The 12,665-nt window shown below is 41.1% G+C and carries 12 protein-coding genes; 2 read left to right on the top strand and 10 right to left on the bottom strand.

All coding sequences use genetic code 11. From position 1 onward, the window contains the following. Window positions 1-31 precede the first annotated feature (31 nt). Window positions 32-667: a Holliday junction resolvase RecU gene (gene recU, locus JVX94_RS03905; protein ID WP_095408853.1), complete on the top strand. Its 636-nt coding sequence runs from the start codon at window positions 32-34 to the stop codon at window positions 665-667. A 19-nt stretch (window positions 668-686) separates the two neighbouring features. Next, window positions 687-3,386, top strand: coding sequence for a PBP1A family penicillin-binding protein (locus JVX94_RS03900; protein WP_144484480.1), 2,700 nt, complete (start codon window positions 687-689; stop codon window positions 3,384-3,386). Between the two features lie 37 nt (window positions 3,387-3,423). Here JVX94_RS03900 and JVX94_RS03895 read toward each other — a convergent pair whose 3' ends face one another. The 10 genes from JVX94_RS03895 to panB all read right to left on the bottom strand — a co-directional run bounded on the left by JVX94_RS03895 (window position 3,424) and on the right by panB (window position 12,609). Next, window positions 3,424-3,933, bottom strand: coding sequence for a YpoC family protein (locus tag JVX94_RS03895; RefSeq protein WP_144470943.1), 510 nt, complete (start codon window positions 3,931-3,933; stop codon window positions 3,424-3,426). After that, the gene (gene nth / locus JVX94_RS03890) at window positions 3,930-4,592 is read right to left on the bottom strand and encodes an endonuclease III (RefSeq protein WP_144484483.1); all 663 of its coding nucleotides are present in this window, start codon (window positions 4,590-4,592) and stop codon (window positions 3,930-3,932) included. The genes JVX94_RS03895 and nth overlap by 4 nt, the downstream gene beginning before the upstream one ends. 17 nt (window positions 4,593-4,609) lie before the next feature. After that, window positions 4,610-5,314, bottom strand: a complete 705-nt coding sequence (locus JVX94_RS03885; RefSeq protein WP_095408857.1) for a DnaD domain-containing protein — start codon at window positions 5,312-5,314, stop codon at window positions 4,610-4,612. A gap of 99 nt (window positions 5,315-5,413) precedes the next feature. Continuing rightward, a complete protein-coding gene (gene asnS, locus JVX94_RS03880; RefSeq protein ID WP_087975939.1) occupies window positions 5,414-6,706 on the bottom strand; it encodes an asparagine--tRNA ligase in 1,293 nt (430 codons plus the stop codon). 116 nt (window positions 6,707-6,822) lie between these two features. Continuing rightward, window positions 6,823-7,308, bottom strand: a complete 486-nt coding sequence (gene tseB, locus JVX94_RS03875; RefSeq protein ID WP_095408858.1) for a cell wall elongation/penicillin-binding protein regulator TseB — start codon at window positions 7,306-7,308, stop codon at window positions 6,823-6,825. Between the two features lie 12 nt (window positions 7,309-7,320). Next, complete coding sequence (locus JVX94_RS03870) at window positions 7,321-7,491, bottom strand: YpmA family protein (RefSeq protein ID WP_065214698.1); 171 nt, start codon at window positions 7,489-7,491, stop codon at window positions 7,321-7,323. Window positions 7,492-7,623: 132 nt separating this feature from the next. Further along, the gene (dinG, locus tag JVX94_RS03865) at window positions 7,624-10,416 is read right to left on the bottom strand and encodes an ATP-dependent DNA helicase DinG (RefSeq protein WP_144484489.1); all 2,793 of its coding nucleotides are present in this window, start codon (window positions 10,414-10,416) and stop codon (window positions 7,624-7,626) included. 114 nt (window positions 10,417-10,530) lie between these two features. Continuing rightward, a complete protein-coding gene (gene panD / locus JVX94_RS03860; RefSeq protein WP_024422780.1) occupies window positions 10,531-10,914 on the bottom strand; it encodes an aspartate 1-decarboxylase in 384 nt (127 codons plus the stop codon). After that, on the bottom strand, window positions 10,907-11,773 hold the full coding sequence (panC, locus tag JVX94_RS03855; RefSeq protein WP_144470950.1) for a pantoate--beta-alanine ligase: 867 nt from the start codon (window positions 11,771-11,773) through the stop codon (window positions 10,907-10,909). The genes panD and panC overlap by 8 nt, the downstream gene beginning before the upstream one ends. Further along, a complete protein-coding gene (panB, locus tag JVX94_RS03850; RefSeq protein WP_024422781.1) occupies window positions 11,770-12,609 on the bottom strand; it encodes a 3-methyl-2-oxobutanoate hydroxymethyltransferase in 840 nt (279 codons plus the stop codon). Before panB ends, panC begins: the two co-directional genes overlap by 4 nt. Window positions 12,610-12,665: the final 56 nt, after the last annotated feature.

Below are 12,665 nucleotides of genomic sequence, written 5' to 3'. Positions count from 1 at the left end.
ACAAAATGCATTAAAAGGAGGCTGAAACTTGATGATTCGGTATCCAAACGGAAAATCGTATCAGCCCATTCAACAAATTGGGACAAAAAAAAGAATCAGCGGCGAATCCTCTTATAGTAACCGCGGGATGACGCTTGAGGCTGATTTAAATGAAACGAACCAATACTATTTGGTCAACGGGATCGCAGTCATTCATAAAAAGCCTACCCCAGTTCAAATTGTGAATGTGGATTATCCAAAAAGAAGTGCTGCTGTCATTAAAGAAGCCTATTTTAAACAATCATCCACAACGGACTATAACGGGGTGTACAAAGGTCGCTATATCGATTTTGAAGCAAAGGAAACCAAAAGCACTACCTCGTTTCCGCTCAAAAATTTCCACGACCATCAAATTGAGCATATGAAACAGGTTGAAAAGCAAGGCGGTATTTGTTTCGTTATTATATCCGCTTTTGGCTCCGTTTATTATTTGCCCGCTTCAGATCTCTTTTTCTTCTGGGAGCGGCAGCAGCAAAACGGCCGTAAATCCATTAGCAAAGACGAATTAATGGAAGCAGGTCACATAATGACACTTGGATATTCGCCAAGAATTGATTATATTAAAGTAGTGGAGACACTTCATTTTTCGGATGAAAGCAAGCAGCAATTACGTTCGAAAAAGGTTTAACACGAAAGGTTGAGATGTGATGTCTGATCAATTTACAAGTCGTGAACAGCGACGTAAAGCAAGTCAAGAAAACAATAAGAAGCAAAAGAACAAAAAAGGCAAAAAGAAAGCAGGTCTATTTAAAAAAATATTTTTATCTTTACTCGTGATCGGTCTACTTTGTTTAGTTGCCGGAATCACAACTTTTGCCGTTTTTGCATCAAGCGCTCCTTCTATTGATGATAGTAAGCTTAAAACACCATACTCTTCAAAACTTTATGATAAAGACAAGAAAGTGTTTGCAGAAGTTGGTGCAGAAAAAAGAACGTATGTCTCGATAAAAGATATACCCGATGTGGTAAAAGACGCGTTTATTGCGACTGAAGATGCACGTTTTTATAAGCACCACGGGATTGATCCAATCCGTATTGGCGGTGCCCTTGTCGCAAACGTTGAGGACGGCTTTGGGGCTGAAGGCGGAAGTACAATTACGCAGCAGGTTGTGAAAAACTCCCTCCTGAGCAATCAAAAGACGTTAAAACGGAAAGTACAGGAAGTATGGCTCTCGATTCAGCTTGAGCAAAAATACTCTAAAGATGAAATTTTAGAAATGTATTTAAACCGTATTTTCTTCTCTCCTTATGCTTATGGTGTTGGGAAAGCAGCTGAACAATTTTTCGGAGTGACAGATTTAAATAAATTAACTGTTGCACAGGCTGCCACACTTGCAGGGATGCCGCAGAGTCCTTCTGCCTATAACCCAGTGAAACATCCCGAGGCAGCGGAAAAACGCCGTAATATCGTTTTAAGCCTTATGAAAAAACAAGGCTACATTTCAGAAAAAGACTATGACGTTGCAAAAGCAACCCCTGTCAATAAGACAGTTGTCTCAGCTAGTAAATATAAGAGCCAAAACTCAAGTAAGTACTCTGCTTACATTGAAGAAGTAATGGAAGAAGTACAGAAAAAAGCCAAAGTTGATGCGTCAACTGATGGATTGAAAATCTATACTTCCCTTGATCGAAATGCACAGGATCATCTAAATGATATCATCAATGGAGATTCAGTTGGATTTACGAAAGGGATGCAGGCGGGTGTGACCCTGCTTGATACGAAAAATGGTGAAATTCGCGCCATTGGCGGTGGACGTGATGTACCAGCCGGCGGCTTTAACTATGCGACGGATGCAAAACGCCAGCCAGGGTCCACAATCAAACCGATCTTAGATTACGGCCCAGTCATTGAAAACAAAAAATGGTCAACATATCAGCAAATTAATGATGCACCATATACGTACTCAAACGGTACGCCGATTAATAACTTTGACAGAAGACACTTAGGGAAAATGTCGATGAGAAGTGCTTTGGCACAATCACGTAACATTCCTGCCCTAAAAGCTTTCCAAGAAGCTGGCATGGACAATGCCGTTCAATTCGCTAATAACTTAGGTATGGACTTACCTTCTGACATTCCAGAGTCCTACTCAATCGGTGGATTTGACGATGGTGTCTCCTCCCTGAAGATGGCTGGAGCATTTAGTGCATTCGGTAATAACGGATACTATAACGAACCGCATGCTGTCACGTCTGTTGAATTTAATGACGGTACAAAACTTGACCTTACGCCGGACTCAAAAGCAGCAATGAGTGATTATACAGCATTTATGATCACAGATATGCTGAAAACTGCTGTCCAATCTGGAACTGGTACACTTGCACAAGTACCGAACGTTCAAGTAGCTGGTAAAACAGGTACAACGAACTTTATAGAAAAAGATATTAAGACACACAATATCCCTTCTGGCGGTGCAAAAGATTCGTGGTTTGTCGGTTATACGCCGCAATACACAGCAGCCGTTTGGACTGGAATCGGTAATTCAAAAGATGCAGACGGCAAAGTATGGCTGAATGAAAACGAGCAGCGTGTTGCCAAAATTGTCTTCCAGCGATTAATTTCTCAAATTGATGATGGAAGCGGCTCATTTGAAAAACCAGACAGTGTCGTTGAAGCTACGGTTGAAAAAGGATCCGACCCTGCAAAATTAGCCGGACCGAATACACCAAGTGACAAGAAGACAACAGAATACTTTGTTAAAGGAACGGTACCAACAAAAGTCTCTGACACATACGAGAAAAAAGAAGCCGATAAGCCTTCTGATTTAAAAGCGGTGTATGATGAAGAGAAAAAATCCATCACACTGACATGGGGCTATTCTGACGACGCTGATGCTACATTTAATGTCAAGCAAGCAGTTGATAATGGCGGCTATAAAGATATTCAAAACAGCTCTGCTAAAGAAGCAGTCATCTCTGATGTGAAGCCTGGCTCCACATATAAATTCCAAGTGACAGCCACTGTAGATGATGTCACAAGTAAAGCGGCTTCTACCTTCCTCACCATTAAGGATGACGCAGATGAGGAAGAAAAAGCGGATGATGAGAATAAAGAAGAAGAAGAACCACAGAAGCCTGACGACGAGCAGACAGACCAAACAGACGATAACAAAAATCAGCCCCCTGGCACTGACGAGCAAAAGCCTGATGATAAAAAAGATCAAGATCAAGGCGGAAATACAGAAAACGGAAATAATGGTTCTTCTGGTGATGGCTCAGACAGTACAAATGGGAACAGCGGCAACTCACAAACAGACAATAAAGATAAAAAGAAAGATGATGAGAAAGCCAACTCTCAAAGTTCCAATTCGCAATCAAATTCTCCTTCTCGAAAAGAAGATGAATAATGAAAAAGCACTTGCCGTAGAAGGCAAGTGCTTTTTTTTAACGCTGCTGTCTGATTTTTTTAAGTGCTTCATATTTTCCATATTGCTTTTTTAATTCCGTGTATAGCTCGTCCAATTGAATAAAGCAGTGATATTGAGTTGGTTTTAGCAAAATGAACTCTAAACGTTCCGTCCAATTAATTGGAGCAACTGGAAATGTCTCTTGCTTGATATGTTCCCATTCAAACGTTTGGATACTCTCCCCTTTGATCCAGTAAAGCATCGCGATCATACTGACGATTCCTTGCAGCATATCATCTTCTTCACAGCGGGATTTTCTTGTTTGGAAACGAGGAAGCATTTTTTCTTTTAATTCGTTCCACAGCTCAAACATCACAGGAACAAATTCTTCTGTTTTCTGCCATGGAAGCTCGTCTGTTAAAGGTTCTGAAGATAGATCATATGCAAGTGGATTGGCTCTCAGTATATCTACTCGCTCACCTTTAATCTCTACCTTTTTTTCTTTTAGCTTTTCAACATATGTGGTGAAAACAGCTGCTCCGCTCATGCCAGCTTCACCAGTCCTTTTTTCAGCCTCTTCTGCCCTTCTCTGCACATATCAAGAAGCGGACACGATTCACACTGCGGCCGCTGCGCCTTACAATGATATCTCCCAAAAAAGATCAGGCGGTGATGCGTCACAGACCAATCTTCTTTTGGCACCTTTTTCATCAAGGTTTGCTCTACTTCAAGCACAGAATCCTTCCAGCGGCAGATGCCTAGACGCTTGCTGACTCGTTCTACATGTGTATCTACTGCTATTGCCGGTACCCCAAAAGCGACCGAAACGACGACATTTGCTGTTTTCCGGCCAACCCCAGGAAGCTTGACAAGCTCATCCCGGTCCTTTGGTACTTCACCGCCATAATCTTCAATCAGCATTTTGCTCAACTTTTGAATATTTTTTGCCTTATTCCGATAAAGACCAATCGAGCGAATATCTTGCTGCAGTTCTTCAAGCGGTACACTTAAATAGTCTTCTGGTGATTTATATTTTTGAAATAGCGTTTTGGTGACCTTGTTGACAAGCACGTCTGTACACTGAGCAGAGAGTGCAACAGCAATCACAAGCTCAAATGGATTGTCATGAACAAGCTCACACTCAGCCTCTGGAAACATATCTCCTATAATATCTAAACACTCATTGATTTGTTTTTTGGTTAACATGCCTTCTCCTTTATTGGTTATTGTTCCAGCCAATTATAAAAAGGAACTTGTCGTTTGTAAGTGGACGTCTCTTCTTTTGAAGGTGGCGTTTTCTGCTGAGAACGGAAATGCTGGCTATGCTCTTTTGCCTCTTCCGCCGTTTTCAGCCCTTTCTTTTTCCACTCAAATAAAATTCGATCAATATAACGGAAATTTAATTTCCCCGACAAAACGGCTTCTCTTAGTGCCAGACGAATCATCTCAGCATCATGATGGTCTTGATCCATCCAGATCGAAAGTGTTTCTCCTTCAAGAGGAGACAGCGGTCTGCCGAATTCATCTTCAAATAAAACATATAAAGATTTTTCAGCCTGCACATGATGTTTTTGCGCTTCTTTCGCCTGTTTTGCTTCTAAAAAGTCATACAGCACGCCCCATAAAGGTTCTACTGAGTAACGGTCATGCTGAATACCAGACCTGTCTTCAAATGGCTGAATCGAGATAAATCCTTTTTGAATGAGATGCTGAACCATATACGCACACTCTTCCGCTGAAATGGTCATACCATGAGAAAGCTCTTCAAATGTTTGGAAGAAAACGCCTTGTTCTTCATTCATTTTAATTTTAAGCATCACCATCATCTGTGATTCATTCAGTCCTAACTGCTCATAATGAGCAATCAGCAAATTGGGCAAACTTGTCGACCCCATTTGCTGCATATTAATAAATTGCTGCCTATTCATCGGATACACCTCTTCATTTTAAGTATATCACGTTTTATTTCACGTGCCCCTCTAAAAAGACGTTTGAAAAAGCCTCCATTTGTTGGAGGCTTTCATGTCTTAAGGGTATAAACGGTTTAATAATCTTGGGAAAGGAATGGTTTCACGCACATGCGGCGCTCCACTAATCCAAGCAACTGTACGTTCAAGTCCAAGACCAAAACCTGAATGCGGTACAGAACCGTATTGTCTTAATTCTGTATACCATTTGTAAGTTTCCTGATCAAGCCCATGTTCTTTCAATCTTGCTTCAAGAAGCTCTAAATCATGTACACGCTCAGAACCGCCAATAATTTCTCCGTAGCCTTCTGGTGCAATCAAGTCTGCACAAAGGACAACATCTTCACGATCCGGTGCTGGCTGCATATAAAACGGTTTTAATGATGTTGGGTAATGAGTGATAAACACTGGTTTATCATAGCTTTCGGCGATCGCAGTTTCATGAGGCGCTCCGAAGTCATCTCCCCATTCGATATCATCAAAGCCTTTTTCTTGCAAGAATTTAATCGCTTCATCGTAAGTGATGCGCGGGAATGGTGCTTTGATGTTTTCTAATTTCGCTGTATCACGGCCTAGTGTATGCAGCTCAACTTTACAGTTTTCAAGTACACTTTGAACAACATGAGACACATAATTTTCTTGATACTCAAGGTTTTCATTGAATTCGACAAAAGCCATCTCAGGCTCAATCATCCAAAACTCAATTAAATGACGTTTTGTTTTAGATTTTTCAGCTCTAAATGTTGGACCAAATGAGAATACTTTTCCGAGTGCCATTGCCGCAGCTTCCATGTAAAGCTGACCACTTTGAGAAAGGTATGCATCTTCATCAAAATATTTCGTAGCAAACAGTTCCGTTGTGCCTTCAGGTGCACTTCCAGTTAGAATTGGCGGATCTACTTTTACGAAACCTTCTTGATGGAAGTATTCATATGTAGCACGAATAATTTCGTTACGGATTTTCATAATGGCATGCTGTTTTTTAGAACGAAGCCACAAATGACGGTGATCCATTAAGAATTCTGTTCCATGCTCTTTAGGTGTAATTGGATAATCTGTCGCTTCATGAATCACTTCAATGGATTTCACTTGCAATTCAAAACCTAATGGTGAACGCTCGTCTTTTGTCACTTGACCTGTCACATAGACAGATGTTTCTTGTGTAACTGATTTCGCAAGCTTAAAGACTTCCTCTTCCACTTCTGCTTTTACTACGACTCCTTGAATAAAGCCTGTCCCGTCACGCAGCTGCAAAAATGCAATTTTTCCGCTTGAACGTTTATTGGCAATCCATGCGCCGATGGTTACTTCTTGATCGACGTGTTTAAACACTTGATTAATCGTTGTTTTCAACATAATTCCCTCCAAAGCCAGAAAGAAACTCACCTATTTGGCAGGTGTGAATCTTTAATTCATACATTTTATTATAACCGTTCTAAATCAGCATGGTCAACGCAAGACAGGAGAAACTACGGTGTTAAATTTTTTTCCACGTGTCCTGTCGAGAAGTCGACATAGCTGAAGCTATATTGATTGTTCTCATTTAAGTACGTCACTTCCCAAAGGAGTACGTCACCTTCTCTCGCTAATTTGACTTCTTTTAGCTTAGAGACCGTGTTCTCCTTTTGAACGGCTTGTACTGCTTGATTCGAGGTAATGCCTTCTTTTGCTTTTTTTGCGATCACTTTTTCCTTTTTGCTGGCAGGAACCCAAACGTAGATCGTTTCATTCTGTTTGTTTTTCCCTTCAACAATAAATTGTTTTTCTTTCCCGACAAAGGTTTCCACTTGCTCCACTTGTACGATGTTTGCTTGTTTTTTTGCTCGTTCGATCGCTGCGTCATGCCCTTGTTCTCTTTGTCCCATGGCAATTTGATAAATCCACGTAAAGCTGATGATGCCAATAAGCAGAACGAGAGCCACTACAGATGAAATAATCCAGACTATTTTTTTCATGTCAAGCTTCCCCTATGTGCGATATATCGTAAATACCGCTTGATTTTGGTCTTCTTGATCTAATGCTAATCCAAACATGAGATCTTCTCTTTTAAGCGTTCTGTTCAATAAGTCAACGATTTTGTATAGGTCTTCTGAATGCTTAATTTGAACAGTTGAAAGTACCTCTATTTTACTTTCCACTTCTAATTCCTCCTCGGTACGTAAATATTGTTAGTCATACTTTTCTGGACGGGAACCGATACTATTTTTACAACGGAACACAAAAAGCCGTTACGATAAATTAACTCCAAACCCACACCAGCTAAAGGCCGCTTATGACAGCGGCTTTTCGTTGTTAATGTCTTCTATATACGCTTCAAGTGACTCTTTTGACATCTCGTGAACTGGTGCATGAGGGAGTGATTCTAAAAATAGTTTTCCATATGAAGCGGTTTTCACTCGGCGGTCTAAAATCAGCAATGTGCCTATGTCTTTTTCTGAGCGCAATAAGCGTCCAGCTCCTTGCTTAAAGGTTAGCACAGCTTCTGGTAAAGCGACGGCTTTAAACGGGTTTTTTCCTTGTTTTTTAGCTGCATCACATTTTGCTTCAATGAGCGGTGAATCAGGCGGCCGGAACGGAAGACGTGCCATGATGACCGTTGTCAGCTCTGAGCCTGGAAAATCAACACCTTCCCAAAAACTACCCGTACCAAGTAAAATGGCTTGTTTTGCTAATTTGAACATTTTCGTTAATTTTACAGGGCTTCCGCCTGTCAAACCTTGAGCAAAAAGGGCGGACTGCATCCCTTCTGTTTTTAGCTCTTCATAGACTGCTTTTAACATCTCATGTGAATTAAACAAAACCAATATTTTTGCATGCTGCTGCTTTTCCATGATCTTAATATATCGTGCGGCTTGTTTCACATAATCTCGTTCATCACGGTTCGTAATCGGCGGCATGTCTGCTGGAACAATGACCTTAAGCTGTTTTTCAAGTTCAAAAGGTGAATCAATTTGCACAAGATGAGGGTAAAAATCTTGCAGGCCAAACCGTTCCAAGCAATAATCAAAGCGGTGATTGATGGTGAGTGTCCCCGATGTGAGGACAACACTCTTTTTATTCATAAAGAAGCGATCAGCCAAAAGTTCCCCAGTATCTAACGGCTGTGCATGCATAAAGACTGCGTTTTTCGCACCTTTTGCATCAATTTCAATCCAAACCGTTTCATCGTTTTTCGGTTCAAAGATAAACCGGTAAAGCGTACTGCAAAAAGTATGCATAAACGACATGACTTGGTCGTATTCCTCTGCTTCAAAGGCAAAGTGTTCTGTCAGCTGATCACTTTTTTGAAGAAGCTCATTTTTTTGTTGTTCATACAGCTTTTCACAAGCAATTAACAAGGAACAAAGCTTACTTGCCGTTTCTTTAATCCGTTTCCACTGAGCATGCTTTGAATGATGACGTACTCTATGAATGAGACGATTGATGTCGGCTTTTGGTTTTGTCCTTTTCACAAATGAATGGACGGTGCTAAAGAAAGCGTCACTTTCCATTTGAAGCTGATTGAGATACTCATCCATTTCGATAAAGGTGTCCGTCTGTAACCCTGCATGATGAAATCTCTTTTTCAGTTTCTTTAACAGTCCGCCTTGTAAGGAGCCAAGCTGCGTTAATTTCGCATGAAGCTGAATATAAGATGCACTATCCCCTAGTGTTTCATTGGCTGTTTTCTCGAATTGATGGGCTTCATCTATCACATATACGTCAGCATGCTGAAAGATAGACGATGCCTCCGATTGTGATAAGAGCAGACGATGATTCGTTAAAATTAAATCAGCTGTTTTTGCCCTTCTTTTCGCGCGCTCATAAAAGCAATACTCTTTAAAGCGGCGCTTTTTCGATGTAAACGGCATATGCACACAGGAAATGCGGTCTTTTATATTGGCAGCTCCTGACGGTAAATTCAGTTCAGATAAATCACCTGTTTCTGTTACAAGGAGCCACATTAAAATTTGCGCTTTCGTTAAGACGACATCATAGTTATCATCTTCCTCATGAAGCACATGCTCAAACTTATCTAAACAAATATAATGCGCCCGTCCTTTAAATACACAGGCAGCCGGCTCAAACGGGAGCAGTTGATTCAACATCGGCACATCGCGCTGAAGCATTTGCTGCTGCAAAAGAATGGAATATGTACTTATAATGACAGGTTTTCCTGATTTCTTCGCTTCTAGAGCAGCTGGGATGAGATAAGCCAGCGTCTTCCCAATGCCCGGTGCCGCTTCAATTAATGCATAGGCTCTTTCATGAAACACGTCTCTCACTTTATTCATCATCGTGAGCTGGCCTTCTCTTACTTCATAGCCTTCTATCGTTTGCGGGAGCTTTTTTTTGATTTCTTCAAACAGCTGTTCATCATCTTCACCTACTGTATGTGTCGTCTCAGTGATAGGATTGGTGACATCTTTTACAGAAAAAGAGCCGACTTCCACCAAAGAATCTTCCCGGCTTGCATGGCTCGTTTCAAGCTGCTTAATTAAAAGTCCTATATCACTTAAGAGATAAGAGGATAATCTGCGCAGCTGTTTCAGCACATTTGGCGGTGTATGTTTTAATTGATGCAATAATGTTAAAAATAACATGGCAGTAACTTCCGCATCACTATCCGCCCTGTGCGGGTGGTCATGTGGAAGCATGAGCTCTTCACTTAATTCAGTGAGCTTATAACCTTCAAGCTCAGGATAAAGAATTCTAGAAATCTCAACTGTATCAATTGCTAGCACATCCAGCTCATTTTTCCCGCATGCTTTTAGTTCATCATTTAAAAAATTCAAGTCAAAATGAACATTGTGCGCAACAAAATAAGCACCCTGTATGAGATCATACACCTCTTGGGCAATATCCTCAAAAAACACCGCATCATCAACCATATGCTGCTGAATGCCTGTCAGCTGTTCAATAAATCCAGGGATTGCTTTTCCCGGGTTCACATATTTTGAATACCGTTCGACAATTTGTCCATTTTCAATGACCACCGCAGCTATTTGAATGATTTTATCACCCTTTTTAGGTGAATTTCCGGTGGTTTCAATATCAACGACAACAAACCTTTGATCGGTCATAAAATGGACACCTCAATTCCTCGTTTCACCCTGAAGTGAAACACGCTCTGGACAAAATAGATGAAACAGAACAGCTTCTTTTCATAAAACTGTTCTGTTTCCATGGAGCTTGCGTTATAAAATCGTTCTCGCAGGCTCTTGCCCAATCATTTGTTCAATTTGATTTTGTTTATTTAACACGACCACTTTTGGTGTATGTGTCTTTGCTTCTTCTTCTGACAGCATCCCATAAGCGATAATAATGACTTCATCCCCTGGCTGAACGAGTCTCGCTGCCGCACCATTTAGACAAATGACACCGCTCTTTCTTTCGCCGGGAATAATATATGTTTCAAGTCTCGCGCCATTATGATTATTGACAATTTGTACTTTCTCATTTGCCATCATACCTGCCGCATCAAGTAAATCTTCATCAATTGTAATACTTCCTACATAATGTAAGTTTGCTTCTGTTACCGTCGCTTTATGAAGCTTAGATGTCATAAAGGTTCTATACATGTTTTTCACCGCTTTCAGGAACATGGAAAATCACATTATCAATTAGTCTTGCCCGTGAGAATTTCACCGCAATCGCCATAATGACTTGACCTGCTAACTGCTGAAGCGGCTCAAGTTCTGGATAAGAATAGATCTCAATATAATCAATTTCTCCGCCCGTGTGCACAAGTTCCTCTTCAATCAGCTGATACACACGACTGACATCACGTTCACCTTTTTCAACAGCTGACCGGCCTTTTTTTAATGCGCGGTATAAAGCAGGTGCTTCTTGTCTTTCTTTTTCTGACAAGTACACATTCCTTGAGCTTTTCGCTAAACCGTCTTCTTCTCTGACTGTCGGTACAGATACAAGGTGAAGATCAAAGAAGAAATCCTTGATCATCGCATCGATCACAGCGACTTGCTGTGCATCCTTTAGTCCAAAGTAGACATTTGTTGGTGACACAAGATGAAACAGCTTTGTGAGCACAGTGACAACACCGTCAAAATGTCCAGGACGTTTTTTTCCGCATAAGACATCCGTCCGCTTTTGAACCGTCATCGTAATAGATGGTTCATTTTGATACATTTCCTTCACATCAGGTGTAAATAAAATATCCACCCCTGCTCCTTCTGCAAGACGCTTGTCTCTTTCCATATCCCTTGGATAGGATTCAAAGTCTTCATTTGGTCCAAATTGCAAAGGATTGACAAAAATACTCATCACGACAATGTCATTTTGACCTCTTGCCTCTTTCGCCAGAGTCAGATGTCCTTCATGAAGAAAGCCCATCGTCGGAACAAAGCCGATGGAATGCTGCTTTTCTTGATGCTGCTTGATCAATTCTTTTAGCTCGTGAATATGGGTGACAACGTTCATTTTTTGATTCCCCCATATAAGCCATCAAGGACTTCTTCTTTGATATGAAACGTATGCATGTCCTCTGGAAATGTGCGTGCTTTTACTTCTTTTGTATATTGAATGAGCGCTTCTTCTAAAACAGTATCAATTTGCGCGTATTGTTTCACAAACTTAGGTGTTCTAGACACCCCGTATCCTACCACATCATGGTAAACGAGAACTTGTCCGTCTGCCTCAGCTCCTGCACCAATTCCGATCACAGGAATCTTCAGCATGTCGGTAATTCGTTTTGTCAGTTCGCCAGGTACGCATTCCAGCACAAGCGCGATTGCACCAGCTTCCTCACATTTCAAGCTGTCTTCAATCAATTTTTGAGCACTTTCGTGGTCTTTTCCTTGCACTTTATACCCGCCAAGTACACCAACTGATTGAGGTGTGAGGCCTAAATGACTGACGACAGGAATTCCGCCTCTTGTTAGAGCTTGAATGGATTCAAACACTCCATCTCCGCCTTCTAGCTTTAAGGCATCGGCACCGCTTTCTTGCATGATGCGAGCTGCATTTTTCATTGTTTCTTCTAAAGAATAATGGTAAGACATAAATGGCATATCAGTCACAACAAATGTGTCTTTTGCGCCTCTTTTCACTGCTTTTGTGTGATGGATCATGTCATCCATCGTGACTTGAACGGTAGAATCTAGTCCAAGTACAACCATCCCAAGTGAATCACCAACTAAAATCATGTCGACTTCCGCTTTTTCCGCTTGCTTTGCAGCTGGATAGTCGTATGCGGTCAGCATCACGATAGGTTCGTTTTGTTCTTTCATTTTGAAAAAATCTAGCTTTGTCTTCATTTGTTCCTCCTCATTCTGGAGAGGAGATGGCTTGCCTCACATCACATGCTTTGATT

Source organism: Bacillus sp. PDNC022 (genome assembly GCF_016919285.1).
Lineage (GTDB): Bacteria > Bacillota > Bacilli > Bacillales > Bacillaceae > Bacillus > Bacillus safensis.
Note: the sequence above shows the minus strand (reverse complement) of the source record. Positions and strands in the feature narration are given on the sequence as shown.